The 25,122-nt window shown below is 53.7% G+C and carries 23 protein-coding genes and 1 pseudogene; 9 read left to right on the forward strand and 15 right to left on the reverse strand.

The window, feature by feature from the left end; all coding sequences use genetic code 11:
* The first annotated feature begins 159 nt into the window (after positions 1-159).
* Positions 160-1,497: an RsmB/NOP family class I SAM-dependent RNA methyltransferase gene (locus tag ACMZ66_RS14740; protein ID WP_416938162.1), complete on the forward strand. Its 1,338-nt coding sequence runs from the start codon at positions 160-162 to the stop codon at positions 1,495-1,497.
* Positions 1,498-1,700: 203 nt separating this feature from the next.
* Here the strand turns inward: ACMZ66_RS14740 and ACMZ66_RS14745 are convergent, their stop codons facing one another.
* A complete protein-coding gene (locus ACMZ66_RS14745) occupies positions 1,701-2,027 on the reverse strand; it encodes a hypothetical protein (protein WP_416938164.1) in 327 nt (108 codons plus the stop codon).
* 290 nt (positions 2,028-2,317) lie between these two features.
* On the opposite strand from ACMZ66_RS14745, the gene guaA reads away from it, so the two are divergent.
* Positions 2,318-3,871, forward strand: a complete 1,554-nt coding sequence (gene guaA / locus ACMZ66_RS14750; protein ID WP_416938166.1) for a glutamine-hydrolyzing GMP synthase — start codon at positions 2,318-2,320, stop codon at positions 3,869-3,871.
* A 56-nt stretch (positions 3,872-3,927) separates the two neighbouring features.
* Here guaA and ACMZ66_RS14755 read toward each other — a convergent pair whose 3' ends face one another.
* The 6 genes from ACMZ66_RS14755 to ACMZ66_RS14780 all read right to left on the reverse strand — a co-directional run bounded on the left by ACMZ66_RS14755 (position 3,928) and on the right by ACMZ66_RS14780 (position 7,421).
* Positions 3,928-4,518, reverse strand: coding sequence for a hypothetical protein (locus ACMZ66_RS14755; RefSeq protein WP_416938168.1), 591 nt, complete (start codon positions 4,516-4,518; stop codon positions 3,928-3,930).
* A gap of 540 nt (positions 4,519-5,058) precedes the next feature.
* Positions 5,059-5,205, reverse strand: a complete 147-nt coding sequence (locus ACMZ66_RS14760) for a hypothetical protein (RefSeq protein ID WP_416938170.1) — start codon at positions 5,203-5,205, stop codon at positions 5,059-5,061.
* 13 nt (positions 5,206-5,218) lie between these two features.
* Positions 5,219-5,977, reverse strand: coding sequence for an SDR family NAD(P)-dependent oxidoreductase (locus ACMZ66_RS14765; RefSeq protein WP_416938172.1), 759 nt, complete (start codon positions 5,975-5,977; stop codon positions 5,219-5,221).
* Between the two features lie 132 nt (positions 5,978-6,109).
* Entirely contained in the window at positions 6,110-6,526 is a 417-nt protein-coding gene (locus ACMZ66_RS14770) for an MAPEG family protein (protein ID WP_416938174.1), read from the reverse strand.
* A 131-nt stretch (positions 6,527-6,657) separates the two neighbouring features.
* Positions 6,658-6,867: a helix-turn-helix domain-containing protein gene (locus ACMZ66_RS14775; RefSeq protein ID WP_416938176.1), complete on the reverse strand. Its 210-nt coding sequence runs from the start codon at positions 6,865-6,867 to the stop codon at positions 6,658-6,660.
* Positions 6,867-7,421 carry a DUF2975 domain-containing protein gene (locus ACMZ66_RS14780; RefSeq protein WP_416938178.1) on the reverse strand — a complete coding sequence of 185 codons (555 nt, stop codon included), beginning with the start codon at positions 7,419-7,421 and terminating at the stop codon, positions 6,867-6,869. Before ACMZ66_RS14780 ends, ACMZ66_RS14775 begins: the two co-directional genes overlap by 1 nt.
* Positions 7,422-7,596: 175 nt before the next feature.
* On the opposite strand from ACMZ66_RS14780, the gene ACMZ66_RS14785 reads away from it, so the two are divergent.
* Positions 7,597-8,031: an ArsR/SmtB family transcription factor gene (locus tag ACMZ66_RS14785; RefSeq protein WP_416938180.1), complete on the forward strand. Its 435-nt coding sequence runs from the start codon at positions 7,597-7,599 to the stop codon at positions 8,029-8,031.
* 178 nt (positions 8,032-8,209) lie between these two features.
* Positions 8,210-10,633 (forward strand): heavy metal translocating P-type ATPase, encoded by a 2,424-nt coding sequence (locus tag ACMZ66_RS14790; protein ID WP_416938182.1) that lies wholly within the window; start codon positions 8,210-8,212, stop codon positions 10,631-10,633.
* Positions 10,634-10,993: 360 nt separating this feature from the next.
* Here the strand turns inward: ACMZ66_RS14790 and ACMZ66_RS14795 are convergent, their stop codons facing one another.
* From ACMZ66_RS14795 to ACMZ66_RS14810, 4 genes are all read right to left on the reverse strand, one after another.
* Entirely contained in the window at positions 10,994-12,133 is a 1,140-nt protein-coding gene (locus tag ACMZ66_RS14795) for a DUF1513 domain-containing protein (protein WP_416938184.1), read from the reverse strand.
* Positions 12,134-12,169: 36 nt separating this feature from the next.
* Positions 12,170-13,297, reverse strand: a complete 1,128-nt coding sequence (locus ACMZ66_RS14800; protein ID WP_416938186.1) for an imelysin family protein — start codon at positions 13,295-13,297, stop codon at positions 12,170-12,172.
* A 57-nt stretch (positions 13,298-13,354) separates the two neighbouring features.
* A complete protein-coding gene (locus ACMZ66_RS14805) occupies positions 13,355-14,818 on the reverse strand; it encodes a di-heme oxidoredictase family protein (RefSeq protein ID WP_416938188.1) in 1,464 nt (487 codons plus the stop codon).
* A 97-nt stretch (positions 14,819-14,915) separates the two neighbouring features.
* A complete protein-coding gene (locus tag ACMZ66_RS14810; RefSeq protein ID WP_416938190.1) occupies positions 14,916-16,184 on the reverse strand; it encodes an imelysin family protein in 1,269 nt (422 codons plus the stop codon).
* A gap of 300 nt (positions 16,185-16,484) precedes the next feature.
* Between ACMZ66_RS14810 and ACMZ66_RS14815 the strand changes: the two genes are divergently transcribed.
* Positions 16,485-17,186 (forward strand): cytochrome b/b6 domain-containing protein, encoded by a 702-nt coding sequence (locus ACMZ66_RS14815; RefSeq protein ID WP_416938192.1) that lies wholly within the window; start codon positions 16,485-16,487, stop codon positions 17,184-17,186.
* Positions 17,187-17,375: 189 nt separating this feature from the next.
* On the opposite strand, the gene ACMZ66_RS14820 is transcribed toward ACMZ66_RS14815, so the two are convergent.
* Complete coding sequence (locus ACMZ66_RS14820; protein ID WP_416938193.1) at positions 17,376-17,840, reverse strand: c-type cytochrome; 465 nt, start codon at positions 17,838-17,840, stop codon at positions 17,376-17,378.
* Between the two features lie 195 nt (positions 17,841-18,035).
* Between ACMZ66_RS14820 and ACMZ66_RS14825 the strand changes: the two genes are divergently transcribed.
* The 4 genes from ACMZ66_RS14825 to ACMZ66_RS14840 all read left to right on the forward strand — a co-directional run bounded on the left by ACMZ66_RS14825 (position 18,036) and on the right by ACMZ66_RS14840 (position 21,814).
* Entirely contained in the window at positions 18,036-19,559 is a 1,524-nt protein-coding gene (locus ACMZ66_RS14825; protein ID WP_416938195.1) for an NAD-dependent succinate-semialdehyde dehydrogenase, read from the forward strand.
* Positions 19,560-20,064: 505 nt separating this feature from the next.
* The gene (locus tag ACMZ66_RS14830) at positions 20,065-20,226 is read left to right on the forward strand and encodes an RSP_7527 family protein (protein ID WP_416938196.1); all 162 of its coding nucleotides are present in this window, start codon (positions 20,065-20,067) and stop codon (positions 20,224-20,226) included.
* Positions 20,227-20,392: 166 nt separating this feature from the next.
* Complete coding sequence (locus ACMZ66_RS14835) at positions 20,393-21,184, forward strand: alpha/beta fold hydrolase (RefSeq protein WP_416938198.1); 792 nt, start codon at positions 20,393-20,395, stop codon at positions 21,182-21,184.
* Positions 21,185-21,199: 15 nt separating this feature from the next.
* Entirely contained in the window at positions 21,200-21,814 is a 615-nt protein-coding gene (locus ACMZ66_RS14840) for an NUDIX domain-containing protein (RefSeq protein WP_416938200.1), read from the forward strand.
* 7 nt (positions 21,815-21,821) lie between these two features.
* On the opposite strand, the gene ACMZ66_RS14845 is transcribed toward ACMZ66_RS14840, so the two are convergent.
* The 3 genes and pseudogenes from ACMZ66_RS14845 to ACMZ66_RS14855 form a co-directional block, all read right to left on the reverse strand.
* Entirely contained in the window at positions 21,822-22,562 is a 741-nt protein-coding gene (locus ACMZ66_RS14845; RefSeq protein ID WP_416938202.1) for an SDR family NAD(P)-dependent oxidoreductase, read from the reverse strand.
* 81 nt (positions 22,563-22,643) lie between these two features.
* Complete coding sequence (locus ACMZ66_RS14850) at positions 22,644-24,509, reverse strand: monovalent cation:proton antiporter-2 (CPA2) family protein (protein ID WP_416938204.1); 1,866 nt, start codon at positions 24,507-24,509, stop codon at positions 22,644-22,646.
* A gap of 243 nt (positions 24,510-24,752) precedes the next feature.
* A pseudogene (locus ACMZ66_RS14855) lies at positions 24,753-25,122 on the reverse strand (polyhydroxyalkanoate depolymerase); the annotation flags it as partial.

Raw genomic sequence — 25,122 nt, forward strand, 5'->3', positions numbered from 1 at the left:
CACGCTGTTGGCGAACAGGCAAAGCCATGATATGAGCGGCGCAGAATTTGGATGGCGGCAGGCTTAACCTGCCGTCATCGTCTTTTTTATCGTAAGGTGTAATTGCGCTTCCCATATCCGAAGCAGCATAACACCCACAAAACAGGTTGGATTTTCGCTTTGAAACCCGGTGCACGTATCGCGGCCGTTATTGAACTATACGACGGTTGGACCCATAACCGAGATGACGCTGACCGCGTTGTGTCAGGCTATTTCGGATCACGCCGTTATATCGGCGGGGGCGATCGCCGTGAAATCAGCGAACGTTTCTACAACCTGATCCGTCATCAGGCCCGCTTGGGTTGGTGGCTGGCAGAGTGCGATTATCAGTTCCAGGATGGCCGTGCGCGCATGATTGCTGATCTTGTGCTGCATGACGGTTTGAAAACCAGCGACATCGAAGATCGGTTCTGCGGCGAACAGTTCTGCCCGGATATTCTGCGTCCCAATGAAAAGCACCTGATCAATAAGCTTTCAGGCAAACCGCTTGATCATGATGCGCAGCCCGGCGCGGTAAAGGCCGAGTTGCCGAAATGGCTTTATACCGAACTGATGAAGCTACATCACGAAAACCTCACAGCGGAAATGGCGGCCTATAATCAGCCTGCGAAACTGGATCTGCGCGTCAACCGTCTGCGCGGTTCTGTTGAAGACGCTATCAAGTCGCTGAAGGCTGATGGCATCAAGGACATCCAACGCACTCCGTTTGCGCCAAATGGTCTTCGTTTGCCGCTGGGGCTGAACATGCTGGTGACAGCGGCCTATAAGGACGGCCTGATCGAAATTCAGGACGAAGCATCGCAGATTTGCGTTCACCTGGTCGATGCCAAGCCGGGCATGACCATCCTTGATATGTGCGCAGGTGGCGGCGGTAAGACCCTTGGTCTTGCGGCAGACATGCGCGGCAAGGGCCGTATTCTTGCCTGCGATACCCATGGCGGACGACTGGACAATGCGCGCAAACGTGCACGTCGTGCCGGTGCAGGCGACTGCATCCAGCAGCGCATCATTGCCGATGAACGTGACAGTTGGCTGCGCAACAAGTCCGGTTTCTTTGACCGTGTGTTGCTTGATGTGCCGTGCTCGGGTCTTGGGACGTTGCGTCGTAACCCGGCGTTGCGTTGGCGTATTGGTCAGCGTGACCTTCGGGGCCTGATGGCTGAACAAAGCAAAATCCTCAAGGCCGGTGCAGCCAAGGTGACCAAGGGCGGTCGTTTGATTTATGCGACCTGCTCGATCATGCCAGAAGAAAACGAACGGCTGATTGAGACCTTTATGCGTGATCGCAAAGATTTCAAACCGGTGCCGATCAATGAAATCTGGCCGGATGCACCGAAATCGGTTCCGGTTCCCGGTGGCAAGGACAAGCCGTGGCTTCGTCTGTCACCGAATGTGCATGGCACGGATGGGTTCTTTGTTGCGGTGTTCGAACGAACCGCAAAAGGCAAGGTAAAGTAATGACAGTGGCGGCTTTGGCATATGGAAACCAGACCAAGCCTTGTACCGCCCTTAATCTGCCTGAACTGAAAAAGGCCCTGCGCGCATCGCTCGCAGGGCCAGTTTTGTTTTACCGTGAACGCAGGATTGCGTTTAAAGGCTCTTCTGCAGATTGCCGATCCCACGGTGCCCCGGATTACGTCCGGGATGATATCCAAAAGCCGCTATTCGGTTTTCTGGGCCGGTGCGTCAAAGATGGTGGTCGGTTCATTCGAGCTATCCGAATTCTCCAGATTGTTCATGCCTGGAACGCCGTCATCTTCGGCACCTGGAATGATTTCCATGCTTTCCGGGGTTGCTTCGCCGGTTTCAGCGGACGGTTCCGGAAGGATGGTTTCATTGGTGTTGGCAGGAGCGAACTCCTCGGTACCAAACAGCGGAAGTGCCGCGCCGTCTTCTTTCTGGGTCATTGCGATTGCGGTTGCAGTGCCTGCGACCAGAACAAGGCCAGCGATGGCCATTGCGATTTTGCTGCCTTTGGAAGTGCTCATGGTTCTGTGTCCCTTGCTTCTATCAAGTATGTGTTGCTCAAACCTGGACGCGATGTTTCCCGCGTTCCGTTGATTGGGATAGTGCGCGATCATTGCGAAGGAAAAAGGAACCAAATGTGGGTTTTTCAGGGATTGAAGCGCGTAAAAACGCCGCAATCGTCCCCAAATGCCCGTGTTTCGGGCGAAAGTTTTTTGAATGCATCGTTGGGCCACCACCTGCGCCGGGTTGCCCATAACGATGGTTTGGCGTATGTACGGCGCAACCCCATCTTCGACGGAGATACGGCCCGATGACTGATCGCGTGCTGATTATTGATTTCGGATCCCAGGTCACCCAGCTTATTGCACGTCGCGTGCGTGAAAGCGGTGTCTATAGCGAGATCCATCCTTTTAATAACATCTCGGATGCGTTCCTTGATGAATATGCCCCCAAGGCCGTGATCCTGTCGGGTGGCCCGGCGTCTGTCCATTGGGACAAGGCACCGTCGGCACCGGCCAAGGTATTTGAGCTTGGTGTTCCGGTTCTGGGCATTTGCTATGGTCAGCAGACCATGGTCAACCAGCTCGGTGGCAAGGTCGCGACGTCGGATCATCGCGAATTTGGTCGTGCCTTTGTTGACGTTATCGAAGATTGCGCGCTGTTTACCGGTGTTTGGGCAGCTGGCGCACGCGAACAGGTCTGGATGAGCCACGGCGACCGCGTTGATGCGCTGCCGGATGGTTTCCGCGTTGTTGGTAAGTCCGAAGGCGCACCGTTTGCCGCCATCGCCAATGACGAAAAGAAATTCTATGCGGTGCAGTTCCACCCGGAAGTGGTTCACACCCCGCATGGTGCACAGCTGCTTCGTAACTTCACGCATGGCGTTGCCGGTTGCTCTGGCGACTGGACGATGAATGCTTATAAGGATGATGCGATCGAAAAGATCCGCAAGCAGGTCGGTGATGGCAAGGTCATCTGTGGTCTGTCAGGTGGTGTTGACAGCTCGGTCACCGCGGTTCTGATCCACGAAGCCATTGGCGATCAGCTGACCTGTGTATTCGTTGATCATGGTTTCATGCGTTCGGGCGAGGCCGATCAGGTCGTCTCCCTGTTCCGCGACCATTACAACATTCCGCTCGTTCATGTGGATGCGTCTGAAACCTTTATCGGTGCCATCGAAGGCGAAACCGACCCGGAAGTAAAACGCAAAACCATTGGCCGTCTCTTCATCGAAACCTTCGAAGAAGAAGCCAAGAAAATTGGTGGCGCAGACTTCCTGGCACAGGGAACGCTTTATCCTGACGTGATTGAAAGTGTGTCCTTCACCGGTGGCCCGTCGGTCACCATTAAGTCGCACCACAATGTTGGCGGTCTCCCGGAACGTATGAACATGAAGCTGGTTGAGCCGCTTCGTGAACTGTTCAAGGACGAAGTCCGCGACCTCGGTCGTGAACTTGGCTTGCCTGACAGCTTCGTTGGTCGTCATCCGTTCCCTGGACCGGGTCTTGCGATCCGTATTCCGGGGCAGCCGATCACGCGCGAAAAGCTCGATGTGCTGCGCAAGGCCGATGCGATCTATCTCGAAGAAATTCGCAATGCGGGTCTGTATGATGCCATCTGGCAGGCATTTGCCGTTCTGCTGCCGGTTCGGACCGTTGGCGTGATGGGCGATGGTCGTACCTATGACTATGCCTGTGCACTTCGTGCAGTCACCTCAACCGATGGCATGACCGCAGACTTCTATGCGTTCCCACCGGAACTGCTTGGCCGCATTGCCAACCGGATCATCAATGAAGTCAACGGCATTAACCGCGTGACCTACGACTTCACGTCTAAACCACCGGGAACCATCGAGTGGGAATAAGTTTTCCGATATCGGAAACAACAAACGGCGCGTCCATTGGGCGCGCCGTTTTGTTTTCATTCGGACATTAGATTTGGAGCAATTCCCTTGTTCATCATCACATTTCTATCTTGATCCAAGTAAAAATAGAAGCTGTGGCAAGATGATGCGGGTTGGTTAATGGTCCCTAGGTGGTAGTAGTCGGACGTTGTATCAGGTTCAAAATGCAAGAAAACTTGATCTACGTTGTGATTTTGTTTCAATTTTACCAAATGATTTCTTAAGCGGCTTTGATCATTTTCTCTAGAGTTTATTTGTTGATATGGGAGGAAATAATTTATGAGGCATTGTTCAATTAGATCTAATTCTTTTTCCATTTTCAAAAAATCAAACATTGAATTGCTTTTTACCGTTTCGATCTTTAGTTTTTCATTTTTGTTGTGAAATCTCATATGGAATAAGCATGATATGAGTAGAACATCTTGATTATAATTCATGGCATGTAGTGCAGTATCTGATAATCCTCGATGCTCTCCATTTATTACTCTTTTTGCTGGATTGTCAGTTTTTCCTATGTAATGAACTTCTGAATGCGCTCCAGTTTGTATGTCGAGCGATGCAAGTAAGTTATGGGATGAAATGCTCTCGCTGACATTTCCATTATTCACTGTTATATAACGTTCGTTATGAGAGATAAGGAAGATATTTTTTGAATTTGCAGGAAGTTAAATCTCTCCGTTGATTTTCCGATTGGAATGTATTGTGGAAAATACAATTTTGTTTTTATTGGTTCGGCTTCTTCGCGCTTTTTTTATTTTCTGTTTTGGTCGGCATACTATGAAATATATGAATTCTCTATCAGAGTAGTTTTTAATTCCGGATTTCATACTTGATAGTAAATATGTATTGAGCTTTCTTTCTAAATTACGTTGCTCTGCCGTATTGGCTGAAGACAAATCAATCAACTGAAAGTTGATAAGTTCGATAGATACAGTATTCTTACTCAACTCATTTTCTAAAGGATCTGTGAAGCCATGAAAAATACCGCGCATTATTTCGCATCCATAGGTTTCTAGTTTTGTGCTGTATATGCAGTCAATGCATCCTATGGTTGTAATTGTGAAGAGTCAAATTTGTGATAATGACAAGTGATCACTGTGTATGAACTCTGAAGTTCGAGTGTTCAAATTTGCATGATGGGTGTTGCCTTATTGTGGCCCATCCGACCCGCAATCGCCTGTCGAGTTGCACGCATTTGACAGGACCTGTTGAACGCTGCGTTCCCAATTAAAGGTCAGGCAGGATGACAGGGCCAAAATTGCGGTCAACGCAATGATCAGGCGAAGCGGGCGCATGGTTTCATTGCCTTTACATTCTGCGGAGCGCAGGCAGGCCAACACCGGTTGTTTCAAACCCACCGTCGGCGGCAACGATCTGGCCGGTCACAAAGCTTGCCTTGTCGGAGCACAAGAAGTGTACCACTTCGGCGATTTCGTTTTCTGTGCCGTATCGGCCAAGCGGCATGGCATCAAGATAGGCTGAGATGATTTCAGGCGAGTGGACGGCCATGGCGAGTTTGGTTTTGACCGGGCCGGGGCACACGCAGTTGGCGCGAATGCCATATTCGCCAAGTTCGGCGGCCTGTTGTTTGGTCATGTGAATGACCGCAGCCTTTGATGTGCCATAGGCGACACGAAGCGTTGATGCGCGAAGGCCCGAGATCGAGCCGATATTAACGATTGCACCTTTGGTTTCCTTGAGTGCCGGAATTGTGGCCTGTGATACAAGGAATACGCCATCAAGGTTGGTTTCCATGATGCGGCGCCAGGTGCCGAAACTGGTTTCTTCGACCGGCAGGAAGTCGGCAACGCCTGCATTGTTCACCACCGCATCAAGTCGCCCAAAGGCGGTAAGAATCGCATCGACCATCTGGTCAACCTGTTCAGGGTCTGAAACGTCATACTCAAAGGCAGACGCGGCATCCGAAACAGTTTTTGACGCAGCTTGGAGTTCCGGTCCATCTCGGTCGATCATGGCGACTTTCCAACCCTGTTCGATGAACAGTTTCGTGGTTGCAAGTCCAATCCCGCGCGCGGCCCCGGTAACCAATGCGACTTTCTGCGTCATGTAAAACGTCCTTTCCTGAAGCATTCCCTGTTGCCAGCACTTTGTGTGCGGCATTGTTTGCATTCATTAAGGCAAAACTCACAGCGCCGGGCAAGCGCCCGATTGGTTCGGTACGAAAATCAAAGCTTTGGCTTAGGCCAGAAACAATTGGGCAGCGTAAACCAGCATGGAAAACAGACTGATGAAATAGGCGATGGAGCGCACGCCATTAATGCCCGGGAGCCGTGTGATACCGGCAAGGTAAAAGCCGGCATGGGCAACGCGGGCGGTAAGGAAGAGTGTCGCACAGGCAATCGTGACGCTGTTTGAAACGCCAATCATATGGGCGATCAAAACAATTATGGCAAAGGGAACCAGATTTTCCAGATGGTTTTGATGGGTGCGTACGCCGCGCGCAGCCATGCCGCTACGTTCGGGCAGGGCATCGCGGTTCCCCATCAGGCGCTTGCCACCGACACCGGGCTGTTTGGCATAGGCATAGTTGTAAGCCCACGGGAAGGCGAGGCAGAGAAGCGCGTTAAGCAGCAAGATGGTCAATTCGTAAGTCACTGGAAATCCTGACGTTGGAAGTTGTGTGTGACGTACGTTGGGAAAGCACTCGGTAGATCATGTTTACGGGGATTTAATCCGCCGGCCGCGTAAGATAAAGCCGGGCACTATGGGATGCCCGGCTTCTTGCGTCAGGTGTCTGCTTCATATTCCAGAAGGTCGCCCGGTTGACAATCAAGTTCCTTGCAGATGGCCGCCAGAGTTTCAAACCGCACACCGCGGACTTTGCCCGATTTCAGAAGCGACAGGTTCTGTTCGCTAATACCGATTTTGGAAGCCAAATCCTTGGATTTCATCTTGCGGGTGGCGAGCATGACATCCAGTCGAACGATAATCCCCATCAGACAAAGCTCCGATTTTCATCATCGATCCGTGCGGCTTCGCCAAGCACCCAGGCAATTACGATGATCAAACCGCCAAGAAACAGCGTGCTGGCTTCGGCGTCGCTCAGCCCGATGGACAAAACACGCTCGCCCGCTGGGCGGTGGAAGGTAGCAAGCACCGAGGTCGCCGCACCCGAGAGCGGTTTGATCAGCGTCTGCGCCAGAAGGGCAATGCCAAAGGCCTTAAGGTGGCGGATTGGTTCAGGCTGGAAAATTGCATTATTGGCAAAGGCGCCAAACATCTTGCGCAATCGATAAAGACCATAGGCCATGACAAGGGACGGGATCATCATCACCGCCATGGTGAGGTATTTCTGCCAGCCTGCCAGGGCATGAAGGTCTTCAAGGCTGATGGTCAGAAGGCTGGCGCTGGCTTCAACCCAACCCGGTACATGCCAGATCAGGGGAACAAGGCAAATCTCAAACACGATGGCGATTGCGCAGACCCAATAAAGAAGGGTGCTGACGGAACGAACGTTTTTTAGGGTATTAACGGGTTGATCGAGCGACATGTGGGGCTCCTCAAGGAAGAAATAGCGAATCAAGTTATTTAATTCATGTAAAACATGAATAATTTATCGAAATGAGTCAATGCGATTTCTCTTGGTAATCGTGAGGGATGGCTGAAAACTGCCGAAATCAAAGGTCCCGCTTGCCTTGGCGCGGCAGGCATGGAAAATAGTCCCCATGTCAGAGAGCAAAACAAAACCCCGCACCCAAAGTCCCGCAGCTGAGAATGAAGATTGTCAGGAATGCGATGCTGCCGCCCGTCTTGGTCTAAGCACCGAGCAGGGCGAAGCCGTAACCCGGGATGCGTCACGGGCCGTTGGTGCAAATCTGTCTTTGCCTGACGTCGAAGCGGCGGCGAAAATCTTTTCGCTTTTGGGGGATGCCGGGCGGTTGCAGCTTGTTTTGCGCTGCATGGAAAAGCCGCAAACCGTAAGCGAGCTTGCCGATGCGACCGAGATGTCGCAATCGCTTTGCAGCCATCACCTTCGCCATCTGCGCGATCAGCGGATTCTCGCATCCGAGCGACGGGGACGGCACATTTTCTATCAGATTGATGATGAACATATTTCGTGCGTGGTGCGAGATGTGTTCGCCCACGTGACGCACGACTAATTCGTTTTCGTTGTAAGTTCAATGTCTTGACGTGCCGTTCTGCCGGGAATGGCACGGATGAAGTGGTGTATTCAATTACAACATTCAAATGGTGGTTTGAATGTTGTTGACAGGCCAATATATGAAGCATAGTTTGAATATAACATATGAATGAAAATTTGATCGTAAGAGGTCTAGAATGTCTTTCATCGCCAAATGGGATGAACTGCCAACGATTGGTCATTGCGCGCACTGCCGGGAATCCCTGATCAACGCCTTGAACAAGGCGGTACCTGATCACGGCTTTTCAAGCGACGCGCAGGGGATTTCAGCAAAGGCTGATCTCAGCACTGCCGATGATGCGAAAATGCGCGATGTGCTGCGCAAGCAAGGTTCTGCCGTTACCCATTACCATTGGCAGGTTGCCGGGATGGATTGCGGATCCTGCGTTGCCAAGATCGAAACCGCCCTTGGCAAGTTTGACGGGGTCTCATGCGTTGATGTGTCGATGATGCGCGAAACCGTGACGCTTGGCATTGATGCAGACCATGATCAAACCCGATCCGATATCACCAAGACCCTCAATAAGCTTGGTTATCCAGCCGCTGAAAAGAACGCCCCCGGTGCTGCGAAAGCATCTGCTACGTCCTGCTGCGGTAGTGGTGGTTGCACGTCTGACGTAAGCGAAACTAGCCATGTGCATGCTAAACAGGATGATGGGACTGAGGCCCATCAAAGCCTTCTGCGCCGAATTGCTCCCTGGTCATCGGAAAATGACGAGATCGCCTTTGCTGCCCTTTGTCTGTTGTTGGGTGGGTTGATTGGGGCGCTTGTTCCGGCAACGGGGCCTTATGCCATGTCGGTTGCATCCGTGCTTGCCGCCTTGCCGGTGATGAAAAAGGCGATCCGGTTGGCGCAAAGCGGTGCCATTTTCTCGATCGAACTTCTGATGTCGGTTGCCGTCATCGGTGCGGTCGCAATTGGCGAAAGCCTTGAGGCTGGGATGGTGGTTTTGCTGTTTGCCATTGGCGAACGTCTTGAAGGCGTTGCTGCCGGGCGGGCCAGAAGTGGTGTTAAGGCCCTGATGAAGCTTGCGCCGGAACAGGCCCGTCGCGTCAGTGATCAGGGCTTTGAAAACGTGACTCCGCGCGATCTTTTGATTGATGACATCGTCGAAGTTCGCCCCGGCGAACGTGTGCCGTCTGACGGGGTTGTTGAAAGTGGCGCTGCCGAGATTGATAACAGCCACCTGACGGGTGAATCTGTTCCGGTCTTTAGCCAGGTCGGCGCAGAAGTCTTTGCCGGTGCGATTGTAACTGACAGTCCGGTGCGCATCCGCGTGACCCGTGCGGCAGGCCAGACCATGCTTGATCGTGTGATCGAACTGGTGGAGCAAAGCGAAAAGCACAAGGCGCCGGTTGAGCGATTTGTTGCCAAGTTTGCCCGGATCTATACGCCGATCATTATGGCGCTTGCCCTTGCAACGGTCGTGATCCCGCCAGTCCTGTTTGGTCAGGCATGGGATGAATGGGTTTATCGCGGTTTGGCGCTGCTTCTGATCGGGTGTCCTTGTGCATTGGTGATTTCAACGCCTGCTGCGGTGACTTCTGCTTTGGCTCGTGCCACCAAGATTGGACTGTTGGTCAAAGGCGGTGCCGGGCTTGAGCTGATCGGGGCGGTGCGCACCATGGCGTTTGATAAAACCGGCACATTGACAGAGGGTAAGCCGAAGCTTGCGGCGATCACCACGGTCGAGGGTTATGGTGAAAATGGTGTGCTGAGCATTGCTGCCGCACTTGAAACCGTGACATCCCATCCATTGGCACGTGCCGTGGTTGAGGCCGCCGAAAGCCGTAATCTTGAACTTCCGGTGATTGAGGATGCCAAAACCATTGCCGGTGCCGGGGTTGAAGGCCGGATTGATGGTGTGATCTATCAGGTTGGCGCTGCCAAACGTCTTGGTACGACGCCAAGCACGGAAATGGCCCAATGGCTGTCTGATCAGGAAGAAGGTGGCAGCACGGCTGTGGTCGTCCTGAAAAACGGACAGGTGATTGGTGCGCTGGCACTGCGTGACGTTGCCCGCGAAGATGCCAAGCAGGCACTTGCTGCGTTGAAAGCACTTAACATCACCCCTGTAATGCTGACCGGTGATGCGACCCGCGTAGCCAAACGCATGGCGGCAGAGCTCGGCATGGATTACCGGGCCGAGCTGATGCCAGAAGACAAGCTCAATGCACTTGCCGCCTTACGCGATGACCCCAGCCGCTCTGGCCCGGTTGCGATGGTGGGCGATGGTATCAACGATGCCCCGGCACTCAAAGCAGCAGACGTTGGTATTGCGATTGGCGGTGGAACCGATATCGCGCTTGAAGCCGCCGATGCAGTCGCGGTCAAGGACCGGCTGGGTGATGTGGTCAATCTGGTGAAGCTGTCGCGTGCGGCTCGTCGCGTGATCCGCGAAAACATCACGATTGCGATCGGGTTGAAGGCCGTCTTCCTTGTCACATCCATCACCGGACTGACCGGATTGTGGTTGGCGGTTCTGGCCGATACCGGTGCGACCGTGCTGGTGACGATCAACAGCCTCAGGCTTTTGATAGCACTTCGTGGTTCGAAATAAGATTGGTCTGAAAAGAGAAAGCGGCGGTTATCGTTTCCCGCATCGATAACCACCGCTTATCCACCTTGAGAGGCCTACGGGGAGAGAGGACCCGTAGGTGAGAGACAAGCCATTTTGGGGGCAAATGCGAATGGGTTGCATTCGCGGGCTGTGTCGAGGCTTGTTATAGGTGAGGAAAAAGATGGACGCAAGTGAAAATCGTTCTCATTTGCGAAGAATTTTTGGTTGATGATCTGGGTGTGAAAATATCCCGACTAAAACAGTCGGTTAGTTTCCCGGTTTTCTGCGTGTTTCAATGCCTTAAAGCAACAAAGCCCGCATGATGTGTGCGGGTTTTGTGCTGTTTATATGGTCGTGTTATCAGGCGCTGATACGCCGCAAATGGTTGTCCCAGTGAAGTGATTTATGCGAATCGTCTGGAAGTTCTACCCGTTTTCGGCGAATCGCATCAATGCGCCAACCATTGCCAAGTCCGCTGGTGCCAACGAATTCCCCAGCGCGATCCGTTGCCGCAAGACCACAGCCATCCGGGGCTGCGATATGGGTCAGGAAGTCGTTTGATTTTGCATCCCAGAATGTGACCAACCCACCACGCGGGCAGGAGATGCCAAATACCTGACCCGATGCGTCAAAGCGCACCGACCCACAATATTGCCGCATGCGGTATTGCACAGTATCGGGGGCTTCAATCGGGCGGATGTCCTGACCCGGCTGCCAGATACCAACCAATGGTACTTGATCATTAATCTCGCCCTGATACTGGAAGCCTGCGGCAATTGTGCCGTTGGCGCTGACATCCAGATGGCGGATCGATAGTTTGTGCCAGTCATGTTTCAGGGCTGCCTGATGGATCAGTTTACCGGTACGCCGATCAATGATCGAAAGGTTCGGTTCCATCGAGCTGATGTTAAGCGGGGTGCGTCCATCCTGATTGGGATGGGTATGCAAACCGCCATTGGCAATCACCAACTGTTCGCCGCCCGGCATCAGGTGCAATTCATGCGGACCTGTGCCAAAGCTGTCAAATTCGGCTACCCGGCGATAGCCATCCTCGGCATCCCAGACGGAGACAACACCGCGTGCATGATCGAAATCATTTTCAGTGATGTAAAGGAACCGGCCGTCATTGGAATAGATCGCATGGCCATAGAAGCGGCGATCTTCAGGGCAATGTAGTTTTGCGCGAACTTCGCCGGTATGACGATCAAGGATCAGTCCATATAGCCCCGGACGTCGTTCCACAGCCGCCACATCAACATGATTGGGACGAAGCCCGATATCGTGGCCACGACCGGGCAGGGCCTGCTCAAACAGGATTTTGCCAGATGCGTTAAACGCGCTGACATAATAGTCGTCATTATCCCCGGCACTGGCGGAGATATAGGATGCACGGTCTTCAATCGTTGGCGTGCTGGCTGCACGCGCGATATTGATCGGTAACAGGGTGAATGCCCCGCCAACACCCATGAGTTTCAAAAACTCGCGACGTTGATGTCTCATTTCATTTTCTCCAATCAAGAGAGCCCTGTTCGCCAATCAGTCGCCGTCAAGCGCATTAAACCCGCCGCCAAGCTGGGTGTTGCCGCCAACATCGTTCTCAACAAGCGTGGTTAAAAAGCCAATCTGCCCGGCCAAATCTAAAAGTTTCTGATAGCCGTCCGGCTGATCAAGCAATTCGGTTATGGAAGGTGGAAGTTCGGAAACGGTGTCCTGAACTGTTTGCCAGTTGAGCCGGAAGGATCGATCAAGCAGGCTGTTATCAAGCAAGGCGGCAAGACCCGCGCCCTCGGTTCCGACATCACCCCACTTACCGTCATAAATGGCAAGAAGCCCGGTCAGGTTATGGGAAATATTGCGAAGGGAGCGTTTCGATGTTTCGCTTTCCGCACGGCTGGCTTTGGCGTCCTTGGCATTTTCACCGAGTGGTCGGCCGAGCTTCTGGGAGGAGATGATCAAAAGGCCTTCGTGAAGCGCGCGATAAAGATCGGTCGCGGCAAACTTCGCGGTCGGATAATCCATGCTATCAGGGCCGGCGTCGCTCATAGCGGTGGCAAATGCTGGCCATTCGGCCTGCAATTCACCCGTAAGGCTGTTGAGGTTCTTGGCAATCGCGCTGCCATAGGCACACAGATAGACGCCGTCTTCATCCGCAGCCACCAATTGATCAGTATGTTTGTCGTCAAACAGAACTTCTTCGAGTGCGGGGAAGCCCTGAAGGGCGGCACTGGCTTCGGCCAGTTGGGCCAGATCGGTATAGGCGGCAGGTTTATCAAACATCAGCTTGCGGAACTGACGGGCGGCCGTGCCGTGTTTGTCCGGCCAATATTCGATATGCTGATCGCGACCATTGGCAACCAACGGGCCCATGCGCCAGGGCTGAATTTCCTGCCAGATATCCATGGCTGTGTGAAAGGCATTCTGGCTGTCTTCAAGCCCACCCTGATCAGGTTCGGCACAGAAATCATCAAGTGTCTCGACCAGATCTCCGGTTGCTGCGTGAAATGCATCAAGTTTGGACGGCATCACATTAGAAAGCAGATGATTCAGGACAGGTTGGTATTTCTCATCAGGGATGTCGGCGTGGGCCTTGGGCGCGGTCAGGCTGATTGCCAGGATCGTCGTGGTCGAAAGCAAAAATCTACGCCAACTGGTCTGAGAGAACATATGTCTTGTCCGGGTTCGTCAGTGATTTCGGGATGTTACAGCGCCCAGGTTCTGCGCCTAGAGCGAGTTTAGAAAAGCAAGCAGCTTACTGCGCGCAGATGGTGGCAGCTTTGTGACTTTGGTTCGGGCTTGTTCGGCTTCGCCCCCATGCCACAGGACTGCCTCCAGAATGGTCGTTGCTCGGCCATCATGCAAGAAGCGCGCACGGGGATCAATTTGTTGCGCGCGGCCAATCCCCCAAAGTGGTGGTGTGCGCCATTCTGTGCCCGATGCCTGGGCCTCGGGCCTGTGGTCCGCCAATCCATCGCCCATGTCATGCAGCAGAAGATCGCTATAAGGCCAGATCACCTGACCGGATTGCTCAATCATGTCGTCGCGCGCAGGCAGGTCATAACGTGGCGTGTGGCAAGATGCACAACCGATCTGATCAAATATCTTCTGCCCGGCAAGGACATCGGGATCATCCGCATTGGTTCCAACAGGTGGTGCGATATTGCGCGTGTAATACAGCACCAGATCCGTGATCAGCGAATGGGCTTCAAGATTTTCGAATTCGGGATCATTACCGTCCGGGGCGCTCAGGCAGCTTTGCTGTGCCTCCGTGCAATCGCCAGAACCGTTGGGATAAAGCGGGGTCGAAAGCCCGATATCAAATTGAAAAGCATTTTGGTTTTGCTGATCCAAAGTCGGCATGCCTGCTTTCCAGCCAAACCTACCGATTGCCATCTGATCATTGGCGATGTCCCAGACCCTGTTTACCCGACCGGAAATGCCATCATCATTGGCATCTTGCGGATCAGCCGCAGCAAGCAAGACATTGTCAGGGATGGCTTCAAGCAAGCCCAAACCGATCATCGGTGTGGCCAGTCTGGGCGACACCATGACATCAGGATGAAGCGGGCCATAGGCAAGATCCGTCATCTCATAACTTGGTTTACGCAACGTGACGGTTTCGCCACCGGCAAGTGGCACTTCGAAATAGCTGTAACTGACCTTGACCCGTCCTTCGGCCTCAACGCCCGGAACCGAGAAATCCTGAAACTGGCCGCCATAGACCGGATCGGGAATGGTGGCGAGCTTGCCATCAAGATGGTCACGTAACTGTTCAGCAGTTTGTGGCGGGATCGACAGGCGCAACAACATGGATGTCGCACCGGCACTTTCATCATTCTCGTCAACCGGGTGGCCGCGACCATTGCGGATATGACAGCCATTGCATGCGCGCGAATTAAACAGTGGACCAAGCCCGTCTGCGGCCTTGGTGCGCGTTGGGGCCGTTACCCAAAGCCTTTGAAAAAGGGCTTCGCCAAGCTTGAAATCAAGCCGCTTTTCAAAGGTCATATTGGCAGAGTAGTGGGTGAAGGCATTCCGGCCATCTGGCCTAAGCCAGGTTGTCGCACCACCCGGAAAAGCGGGGTTCGCCGTTTCTTGTGCGTGCGTCGAGGTCATCGACGTTGCCAACATCAGGCCCGCGAAAGCGGTTGTCACAAGGGCGGGGACTTTTATAGCGCGATGGATCATGGAATGCTTCTAAGTCGGGGCGTTAGAAAATGCAAAACGGCGGGAGAAACCATCCCCCGCCGTTTTGATCATTCAGGCAGGTGCCTGATAATCAGGATTAGTTGACAGCAGCCGGGTTGTCGAGGCTGTCAGAACCTTCGAACTCAATCCCGTCAATGCCAACAGCAGCAATGATCTGTTCGATCGACTTGCTCTGATCGACAAGTGCGTCAACAAAGGTCTGAACAACGGCATTGCCGTCGTCATTGCCCATTGCGATCAGCTGGTCGAATGCTTCGCCACCCTGTGCGCGGGTAACCATTGCCTTGCCAGCAAGAACAGACGCTGCAAGCTTGCCACGCAGTTCGGTATCAAGGGCTGCGTCCTTGGCAGCAACCAGATCGGAAAGCGATGCGCCTTCGACAACCGAGCCGTCAACACGGGTGTAACGGCCAAGGTAAACGTTCTGGATGCCCAGCGCGTCATAGTAGTGGCTGTTATGGGTGTTATCCGAGAAGCAATCATGCTCTTCTTCCGGATCATGCAGCAGCAGGCCAAGCTTGGTGCGCTCGCCACCCAGTTCGCCGTAAGACAGCGAACCCATGCCGGTCACAATTGCGGTCAGGCCCGGAACGCCGTCACCTTCAAGAACGGTTGCTCGTGCTTCGCCATCTTCGGCCCACTGTGCAGTGATCCATTCAAGGTCGGAAACCATCAGATCAGCAGCAGCCTGGAGATATGCACCACGACGGTCGCAATTGCCGTTGGTGCAAGCATCACCAGCGGCGTAATCGGTCCATGCACGTGCGCCAGCACCAGCATCAGTGCCATTCAAATCCTGACCCCAAAGCAGGAACTCAATCGCGTGGTAGCCAGTGGCAACGTTGGATTCAACGTCATCAATTTCATGCAGGCTTTCAAGCAGAGCTGCATCAATGGTTGATGCATCAATGGTTTCACCAGAAATGGTCAGCGTCGGATTGGCGATAACATTGGCGGTGTAAGTCGGGTTTTCTTCGTTTTCTTCGCCGTAAAGTGCGGTTTCGACATAGTCGATCAGGCCTTCGTCAAGCGGCCACGCGTTCACTTTGCCTTCCCAGTCATCAACGATGGCATTGCCAAAGCGATATACTTCGGTCTGCTGGTACGGTGCACGGGCTTCAAGCCATGCCGACTTGGCAGCAGCAAAGGTTTCTGCTGACGGTGCAGCAACCAGCGCGCCGATCGCGGTCTGAAGGTTTTTGGCAGTGATCAGCAAATCTTCGTAACCGGCATGCGCGATATCCGCATAGGTCGTCAGAACGTCTTTGGCGGCTGGTGCGGCATAAGCCTGCGCGCCAAGGGTCGAGACCAATGCGGCCGTGCCCAGAATTTTTGCGATCTTCATAGGAGTTCCCATCTATCCCTGAAAGGTGAGCCAAGGGCAAAGCCCCGTTGATCAAAGCGAAAACCAGAACGCGCAGACGATTTCATCCGCACCCGGAATGTGACTCTGATCACTATGCTTCCGAGTAACTGATACTGCTTGTGATAATGATTTTCAATTAGAAAATCCTGAATATTGGAAATTTTTACGGATATTGAATGTGATAACCACAAATTGATCTGTTCTTAAACTTCTCAGAAGGCATTATGGCCGTAACGTTCGATCATGGATCAGACCATCATTCATCCCGGAGAGGGCAAGATGACTTCGCAGACGTCAGATGAGAAAAAAGTCAAACTTTGGGATTTTCCGGTTCGCCTGTTTCATTGGGCATTGGTTATTGCCATCGTGACCGCATGGTGGACCAACCAGCAGGTGATGATCGATATCCACGCGATTGCCGGTTACAGCGTCCTGGCCTTGGTCATTTTCCGCATCATCTGGGGCTTTGTTGGCAGCTCAAACGCACGCTTTACGTCGTTTTTGACCGGGCCAAATAAGGTGTTTGGCTATGCGTCGAAAATCCCCAACGGGTCGATGGAAGATTTGACCTATGCCGGTCATAACCCCGCCGGGGGCTGGATGGTTGTCGTTCTTATCCTGCTGGTTGGAATGCAGGCTTTCAGTGGCCTTTTTGCCAGCGAAGATACCTTCCTGTTCTTTGATGGGCCGCTTGTTGCCTATGTCAGTTCCGACTTTGCCAACCTGATGAACTGGATCCATCATACCAATATCAATCTGATCTATGGCGCGGTTGGTCTGCATGTGTTTGCCGCCCTGTTCTATCTGGTGGTCAAACGCGAAAACCTGATTGGGGCAATGGTGACCGGTGCGCGCAAGGTGCCGTCAGAACTTACTGATCGGTTTGCCAATATCAGGTTTGCGTCCCCGGTCTTGGGGATTGGTATTCTGGCTGTGTGCGGCGCTTTGGTCTGGATTGGGGTGACGCTTGCGCGTGGTTAGGCCGGTGCTTCCCATTTAACCCCGCTGAATGAATAAGAGCCCCTTGCGATGACAAAGGGCTCTTTTCTTTTGGGATGTAAAATCCCCCGGTCAAAATTTTCACGCGCGCTGAGGGTTCAGCAGTTGGGGGGAAGAAAATCCGACCGGGGGAGCTCGCCAGGGGTAGCGGCGAGCGAAGACTATATCGGCTTATTTGGTTCGATATTCGTCATGGCATCCTTTGCAGGACTTGCCGAGATTACCCATCGCAGCACCCATTGCCGATTTGTCCCCCGCAACTGCTGCCATCGCAAGCGCTGCTTCTTTAAGCTCCGGGAAGCGACCTGCGAAATTGTCCCAATCCGTCCAGACATTTTCCTTGGCGGTTGTTTTCACCGAGGCGTCCATGGTTTTGGGCTCAAATGCGCTTGGTGCTGCGGTCGCGGCAAAGGCAATGCCGTTGGCAAGGTTGCGCACAACGCCATCTGGCAATTCGCACTGGCCTTTCAAATAGCAGCCCAGTGTGCCCATGGCGCCGCCAATACCATCCATCAGCATCTGACGCGTCTGGACAGCCTCGTTATCCATCATCTCATCGGCATTGGCGATCATTGGTGCGACAGATCCAGCGGCGATCATTGCGCCCAGCAGGCCTACAGTAACAAGGTGCTTCATGGCTTCCCTCTATTGTCGTTTTGCTCTCTCTCTGATCGCGAAACAGGCTTTGGTTTCTTATGTCTATAAGAAGCATCTTGTTGCTTCGTGCCTGCCGCTCGGCTTAGTGTCCCAGTTGCGCCCCCGAAACTGGAATCACAAGCGCGTGAATGGAGAATTATTTTTCGACGCATGCGCCAAAGGAAATGCCCCGATATGTCGTCCGCCGCCCCACATGTTACCGCCGATGCCAACGAAGCCGCCATTCGTGAAGGTCGTGCCCGTGCACGCAAGCTCATTCGTGATTGGGACTTAAAGCGGGCCTATATCAATGGTGTTTGGCGCGACGCCGATAGCCGCGAAACCCTTGATGTCTTGGACCCGGCAAAGGGCGACGTGATTGGTGCGGTGCCCTTCATGCGGACATCCGAGGCCCGTCAGGCAATCGATGCGGCCCATGCGGCATTTCCGGCATGGTCACGCAAACTTGCGCGCGAACGTTCAGATATTCTGCGTCGCTGGCGTGATCTTCTCGAAACGCATCAGGAAGAACTGGCATCCCTGATTACCCTTGAGCAGGGCAAACCCTATGATCAGGCGCTGCGCGAAGTCGTCGGGGCGATTGCCTATGCTGAATGGTATGGTGAAGAAGCCAAGCGTGCTTATGGCCAAACCATGCCCGCCACCCAGCGTGACCGGCGTGTGGTTGTGCAAAAGCATCCTGTAGGTGTGGTGGCGGCCATCACGCCCTGGAACTTCCCGCTGACCATGGTGGTACGCAAATGTGCACCGGCATTGGCCGCGGGATGCACGGTGATTGTCAAACCGGCCGAAGATACCCCGCTTTCGGCATTGGCCGCCACCAAGCTTGCCGAACAGGCCGGGTTCCCTGCCGGTGTGTTCAACGTTGTCACGGGATTGCCCCAACCGATTGGTGAGGCACTTACCGGGGATGAGCGGGTGCGCATGTTGTCCTTTACCGGCTCGACCGAGGTGGGCAAGCGCCTGATGGCGCAATGTGCACCAACGATGAAAAAGCTGTCGCTTGAGCTGGGGGGCAACGCACCCTTCATCGTGATGGATGATGCCGATATTGATGCAGCGGTCGCCGGGGCGATGATTTCGAAGTTCCGCAATAGTGGTCAAACCTGCGTTTGTGCCAACCGCATCTTTGTTCAGGATGGCGTCTATGATGCGTTTGTTGAGAAGTTCATTGCCGCAAGCAAGGCGCAAACGGTTGGTAACGGCTTCGTGCCGGGGACTGAGATTGGCCCGCTGATCAATCGTCAGGCGGTGGCAAAAGTCGAACGCCTTGTCGAGAACGCCAAGAAGGCCGGTGCGACACTGATCTATGGCGCAGACCTTCCGAAAGACGGATATTTCACAAGGCCCTTGGTTATGACCGATGTGCCCCATGATGCCGATTGCTTTAACGAAGAACTGTTTGCACCTGTCGCGCCGATCTACCGGTTCGAGAGCGAAGCAGAGGTGATCGAACTTGCCAATCGGGTTCGCACCGGTCTGTCGTCTTATCTTTATAGCCGCGATATCGGACGTATTCAGCGCATCGCCGATCAGCTCGAAACCGGCGTGGTCGGCATCAATGATGGCACCACCAGTCATGAAGGCGCACCTTTTGGTGGTGTGAAGGAAAGCGGGCAGGGTCGCGAAGGCGGTCATTGGGGCTTTGAGGAATATCTTGAACCCAAATACCTCAATTACGCGCTTAGCAATCATTGATCCTTTGACCATCCTGGTCGTCTGAATTTCAGGATCGCAAAACGGCAATAACCAGCCTGGTTATTGCCGTTTTTCATTTCAGCGATAAGCTATGCAAAATTGTCTGGTATAACTCCGGCGATAAAACCCGGTGAATTTATCGCAATTGGCAAAAAATCCATCCTGTACCAAACGGTTTTGTCGTGCATTTCTTCTGCCAAGAGGGCGTTTTAGCCAGCTCATCAGAGCTTAAAACCGTTATCTGATATAGCATGAAGGCATATGGCAGGTGTTGCGGGAGATAAAATATCAAGCAAATCGAGGGCTTTATTTGTCATGATACATTCATGCGCTGAGCGCATGCGGTGATTGTGGCGAAATTGTTTCACGTTATGCGTCGAGCGCATGGGTGGAGTGAGGAATCTCTGCTCGTAGGACGGATCAAACAGGCGTACATCGGTCTCAACGAAATATGACGCAAAACCCAAGCGCGAGATGCGCGGGATGCTTTTGAAAGGAAACGGACATGAAAATGTATCGTGATTATGACCTGGTTGCCCTGCAGCGCGAAGCAGAACGTCTCCGTGCACAGGCTATGCGTGACATGATTGTTGCTCTGGTACGTAAAGTTGGCGCCCTGTTTGGTGCGAACCGCAAGCCGCAGGGCGGCGTACCGGCTGGCGCATAAGCGTTACCGAAAAGATTTCCGGTGCCCGACCAAATGGCTGGCACCCTTAAAAACACCTCCGCATTCCTCCCATGCGGGGGTGTTTTTGTATGTATGCTTCACCTTGGGGCATTGGGCGGCTATTAAAGGGGAAAGACACCTTTCGTTTCCCGGAGAAGTTGGTTCCATGAAACTCGCCCACTATGCCTTTGGTGAAGAAAACCGCGACAATGGCACAATCGTCATCGTGCATGGCCTGTTTGGTCAGGCGCGCAACTGGACGGCGATTGCTCGACGGTTGGCGGAAAAATACCATGTGGTGACCGCGGATCTGCGCAATCACGGGCGATCGGATTGGGATATGGAAATGACCTATCCGGCGATGGCGGCCGATCTTGCCGAACTGATCCGCGATGTATCGGACAAACCGGTCCATCTGGTTGGCCATTCGATGGGCGGCAAGGCATCAATGGTGCTATCGCTTTCCGCTGATGCCGGTTTGGTTGCCGATCTTGTGGTGGTCGATATCGCACCTGTTTCCTATGACCATGATTACAGCGGCTATATCAGTGCCATGCGCGGCGTTGATTTCACCGCAGTATCACGCCGGGCCGAGGTTGAAGATGCCCTGTCATCTGGTGTGTCGGATAAAGGTGTACGGCAGTTCCTTGCCCAGAATGTCACGACTGATAAGGACAGTGGGGTGATGTCATGGCAGGTCAATATCGATGCCATGGCTGAACATCTGGGCGATATTATCGGCTGGCCCGAGGGTGACCTTACCGCTGCACAATATGACGGCGACGTTCTCTTTATCTCCGGTGCCAATTCGCACTATGTCGATCCCAAGGATCGCACCCATATCAAATCGCTGTTCCCCAAGGCGGCCTTTACCAGCATCAAGGGTGCAGGGCATTGGGTGCATGCGGAAAAGCCCGATGCGGTTCTTCTGACCCTGTCTGCCTTCCTGAAACGATAAGAACGGTAGGCGATCATGTATGATCTTCCCAAAGGCTGGTCTATTCCCGATCAGGATCATGTGCGGGTCAGCAATGTCGAATGCCTGTCAGATAACTGGTATCGGCTGTATCGCGTCAGCTTTGATTTGAAGCGGTCAGACGGATCATGGCAAAGCCAAACGCGCGAGGCCTATGAACGGGGCAACGGGGCAGGGATCCTTCTTTATAACCGAACCGACCGCACGGTTATTCTGACCCGTCAGTTCCGCCTGCCATCATTTGTGAATGGCAATGAAGACGGCATGTTGATCGAAGTGCCCGCCGGATTGCTTGATGATCGTGATCCGGCATCGGCCGTGATTGCAGAGGTCGAAGAAGAAACCGGATACAAGATTGGCAAGCCACGTCAGGCCTTTGACCTTTTCATGAGCCCGGGTTCCGTCACCGAACGCCTGCATCTGTTTGTTGCCGAAGTCACACGCAATCACCGCGAAGGGGATGGTGGTGGCCTGCTTGAAGAGGGCGAGGATATCGACGTCCTTGAGATCAGCTTTGATGACATCATCCCGATGATGGCTGATGGGCGGATCCGCGATGCCAAGACCATCATCCTGTTACAGCACGCCCTTCTGACAAAGCTGTTCGATTAATCCCGGATCACCAAGGCAGTTCCGTGCCGTCATAGGCAAAGAAGCCGCCAGAGTGTGATGCATTTAGCTGATCGATCACGTTCAGCATATTCGCACTCGCTTGTGCCGGGCTTTGGACATTAAGCCCGGATTTGGCAAATGGCCCGGAAAGGCCGGTATCGACCGTGCCGGGATGCAGGGCAACGCAAACGCAATCGCGTTTGGTGCGCCCTATTTCAATTGCTGTGCATTTCACCAGTTGGTTAAGCGCTGCCTTGGCGGCGCGGTAGCCATACCATCCCCCCATGCGATTATCGCCAATGCTGCCGACTTTTGCCGAAAGCGTCGCGAAGACCGCCTTGTCCGATCGGGGCAGGAGCGGGCAGAAATGCTTCATCAAAAGGGCTGGGCCAATTGCATTGATCTGAAACTGCTTGGCCATGTAATCGGCATCGATCTGGCGCAGCGACTTTTCCGGCTGGAACGTTTCATCATGCAGATATCCGGTCGCATCAATAATCAGGCGGATATCACACCCGGTATCCTTGGCGCGGTGCTTGGCATCTTCCGCGCAGGCGCTGATGGAGGCTGGATTGGTGAAATCCAGCGCCGGTTCAGTCTTGCGCGAGTACTGCAGAACGGTTGAAAAATGCCCTGATGCGTTTAAGTGATCGACAAAAGCCCGCCCGATCCCCCCGGTAGCCCCAATAACAATGGCGATCTGACCGGGCGCGATAGAGGAAAAGCTCGGGGACGGGATATCTGACATCGCGGGCACCTTTTTGTTTCTCAATGTCCTACGCAATCAGGGCATTGGTGGTTCAAAACAAGGGCTGGTGATGTCATCTCGTTATGACGGGGTTGGGGCCTCGGCCGCTTCGGGCTTCTTTGTTCCGTCCTGCTCATCACGTTCATCGCGCATGATTTCAAACAGAGTTTCGTTTTGGGCGCGCAGTGTATCGATATAACCCTTATCCATGCCATGCTCGTTCCAGCGCGCGCGGAGCTTATCGAGCGTTTCCAGATCGTGTTTGCGAAAGGCCGTCTTTTTGCGTTCTGCCCCGGTCGGTGTCAGGCCGAGCTCAATCAACGCATCGCGACCAAGGTTCAGCGCACTTTCAAATGTTTCGCGCTCCACGCAATGGGCACCGGCATTTTCAAGCTCGTACACGTGGTGGCGGTCAATCGCGCGGGCGAGAATGCGGACATTGGGGTAATGTTTGGCAACATGGGCCACCAGTTCGGTCAGCTTTTCGCGGTCATCAATGGCTGCAACGAACAGCTTTGCCTTATCAATACCCGTGGTGTGCAAAAGATCAGGGCGCATGGCATCGCCGTAATATCCGCGGAAGCCAACACGACCCAAGTTTTCAATGACTTCCGGATCGTGATCAAGAACCACAATTTTATAGCCATTGGTCGCCAGAAGTCGGGTGACGATCTGGCCAAACCGGCCAATCCCGGCAACCACAATGCAGCCGGTCTGATCAATTTCATCGGCTTCGCGGTTTGCAGTTTTGATCAGGCGCGGGGCAAGCAGTCGTTCATGAATGATAAAGGCCGCAGGCGTCAGCATCATGGTCAGTGCGACCGCAAGCGTCAGTTTTTGCACTAGATCAAGGGGCAGGACCCCAACGCCAAGCGCCATGCCAAACAGAACAAAGGCGAACTCGCCAGCCTGTGCCAAGCCGACGGTAAACAGCATGCGATCAACGCCACACATGCGCACCGCGGTGGCGATAACAAACAAAACCGCTGCCTTGACCACCATGATGCCAATGGCAATGGCAAACAGGGTGGCTGGTTCATCAAACAAAAGATTGAAATCAATCCCGGCGCCAACGGTCAGGAAAAACAGGCCCAGCAACAGTCCCTTGAACGGTTCGATATCGTTTTCAAGTTCATGGCGATATTCACTATCAGATAGAACCACACCGGCAAGGAAAGTCCCCAGCGCCGGGCTAAGCCCGATGGCATTCATCAAAAGGGCCGTGCCAATCACCAGCAAAAGGGCGGCTGCGGTGAAAACTTCGCGCAAATGCGCCTTGGCGATGAAGCGGAAAATCGGGCGCATCAAATAACGCCCGCCTACCACGATAGAGGCAATCGCGCCAATAATCACAAGTGGTTGCGCCCATTCGGGTACAAGATCAAGCAACATGCCGCCATGGGCCGATCCATGATCAGCCCCGCCTGCATCCGCGCCAGCAACGACCAGAAGCGGCATGATCGCCAACATCGGGATCACGGCAACGTCCTGGGTCAGAAGAACCGAGAACGAGCTTTTCCCGCCAACCGTGCCAAGCCAGCCTTTTTCACCAAGGGTTTGCAAAACAATCGCGGTGGAAGACAGTGCGAGCACCATGCCAATCGCAACCGATTGCTGCCATGTCAGGCCAAGTGCAAAACACGCAGCGCCAATGATGGCAGTCGTGCCCAGAACCTGCATACCGCCAAGGCCGATCAATTGCCCGCGCATTGCCCAAAGCATGGCGGGACGCAGTTCGAGACCGACCAGAAACAGCATCATGACCACGCCAAATTCTGCGAAATGCTGAAGGTCGGCGGCCTCCGCCCCGACAATGCCCAGTACCGGACCAATCATGACCCCGGCAATCAGATAGCCAAGTACGGATCCCAATCCAAGGCGCTGGGCAATTGGTACAGCGACCACTGCGGCCACAAGATAGATAAAGGCAGAGGACAGGATTTCCATCAGGCAGGCTCCGGCAGTGATGCATTTGGGCAGGGCGATCCCAATGATGCGATTTCAAAGGCCATTATAGCGGGTTTTGGAATGGCTTTAGTCAGGTTTAGCCTGCTTTCAGGGGGAAGGTAAATCACCCGTGTGTGTGCCATGCCGTCACATGTGCTTGAAGTCACTGGTTTTCGAGAAGGCCAGAAATGAAAAAGCCGCCCGTTTGAAGGGGCGGCTTGATACGCGATTTATAATCAGGGCTTATTCAGCCGCATTGATATGCGTGACATTCGGGGCACTGCGTGCGCCTTTGGCTTCGTGATCGTGACGGCGGATGAATTCCTTGATCCGCGGGCTGATCTGTTCGCGCCAGCGACGACCGTTAAACACGCCGTAATGGCCAACACCCTGTTGCAGGTGATGCATGCGCATGCTATCGGGCAGGTTCTTGCACAGCTTGTGGGCCGCGCGGGTCTGGCCCATGCCGGTAATGTCATCGCGCTCGCCTTCGACCGTCAGAAGGGCTGTCTTGGTGATGGCGGACGGATCAACCGGGACACCCTGCCAACGCATGGTGCCTTCTGGCAGGCTATGTTCGTGGAACACGACCTTTAGCGTCTGCAGATAGAAT

Source organism: Thalassospira sp. (genome assembly GCF_048059015.1).
Taxonomy (GTDB): Bacteria; Pseudomonadota; Alphaproteobacteria; order Rhodospirillales; family Thalassospiraceae; genus Thalassospira.

What these genes read in the sequence shown, in the direction of transcription:
- ACMZ66_RS14745 (WP_416938164.1), bottom strand. Translation starts at nt 2,027, where the DNA reads ATGAGCACTTCCAAAGGCAGCAAAATCGCAATGGCCATCGCTGGCCTT.
- guaA (WP_416938166.1), top strand. Translation starts at nt 2,318, where the DNA reads ATGACTGATCGCGTGCTGATTATTGATTTCGGATCCCAGGTCACCCAG.
- ACMZ66_RS14760 (WP_416938170.1), bottom strand. Translation starts at nt 5,205, where the DNA reads ATGCGCCCGCTTCGCCTGATCATTGCGTTGACCGCAATTTTGGCCCTG.
- ACMZ66_RS14765 (WP_416938172.1), bottom strand. Translation starts at nt 5,977, where the DNA reads ATGACGCAGAAAGTCGCATTGGTTACCGGGGCCGCGCGCGGGATTGGA.
- ACMZ66_RS14775 (WP_416938176.1), bottom strand. Translation starts at nt 6,867, where the DNA reads ATGGGGATTATCGTTCGACTGGATGTCATGCTCGCCACCCGCAAGATG.
- ACMZ66_RS14780 (WP_416938178.1), bottom strand. Translation starts at nt 7,421, where the DNA reads ATGTCGCTCGATCAACCCGTTAATACCCTAAAAAACGTTCGTTCCGTC.
- ACMZ66_RS14785 (WP_416938180.1), top strand. Translation starts at nt 7,597, where the DNA reads ATGTCAGAGAGCAAAACAAAACCCCGCACCCAAAGTCCCGCAGCTGAG.
- ACMZ66_RS14790 (WP_416938182.1), top strand. Translation starts at nt 8,210, where the DNA reads ATGTCTTTCATCGCCAAATGGGATGAACTGCCAACGATTGGTCATTGC.
- ACMZ66_RS14795 (WP_416938184.1), bottom strand. Translation starts at nt 12,133, where the DNA reads ATGAGACATCAACGTCGCGAGTTTTTGAAACTCATGGGTGTTGGCGGG.
- ACMZ66_RS14800 (WP_416938186.1), bottom strand. Translation starts at nt 13,297, where the DNA reads ATGTTCTCTCAGACCAGTTGGCGTAGATTTTTGCTTTCGACCACGACG.
- ACMZ66_RS14805 (WP_416938188.1), bottom strand. Translation starts at nt 14,818, where the DNA reads ATGATCCATCGCGCTATAAAAGTCCCCGCCCTTGTGACAACCGCTTTC.
- ACMZ66_RS14810 (WP_416938190.1), bottom strand. Translation starts at nt 16,184, where the DNA reads ATGAAGATCGCAAAAATTCTGGGCACGGCCGCATTGGTCTCGACCCTT.
- ACMZ66_RS14815 (WP_416938192.1), top strand. Translation starts at nt 16,485, where the DNA reads ATGACTTCGCAGACGTCAGATGAGAAAAAAGTCAAACTTTGGGATTTT.
- ACMZ66_RS14820 (WP_416938193.1), bottom strand. Translation starts at nt 17,840, where the DNA reads ATGAAGCACCTTGTTACTGTAGGCCTGCTGGGCGCAATGATCGCCGCT.
- ACMZ66_RS14825 (WP_416938195.1), top strand. Translation starts at nt 18,036, where the DNA reads ATGTCGTCCGCCGCCCCACATGTTACCGCCGATGCCAACGAAGCCGCC.
- ACMZ66_RS14830 (WP_416938196.1), top strand. Translation starts at nt 20,065, where the DNA reads ATGAAAATGTATCGTGATTATGACCTGGTTGCCCTGCAGCGCGAAGCA.
- ACMZ66_RS14835 (WP_416938198.1), top strand. Translation starts at nt 20,393, where the DNA reads ATGAAACTCGCCCACTATGCCTTTGGTGAAGAAAACCGCGACAATGGC.
- ACMZ66_RS14840 (WP_416938200.1), top strand. Translation starts at nt 21,200, where the DNA reads ATGTATGATCTTCCCAAAGGCTGGTCTATTCCCGATCAGGATCATGTG.
- ACMZ66_RS14845 (WP_416938202.1), bottom strand. Translation starts at nt 22,562, where the DNA reads ATGTCAGATATCCCGTCCCCGAGCTTTTCCTCTATCGCGCCCGGTCAG.
- ACMZ66_RS14850 (WP_416938204.1), bottom strand. Translation starts at nt 24,509, where the DNA reads ATGGAAATCCTGTCCTCTGCCTTTATCTATCTTGTGGCCGCAGTGGTC.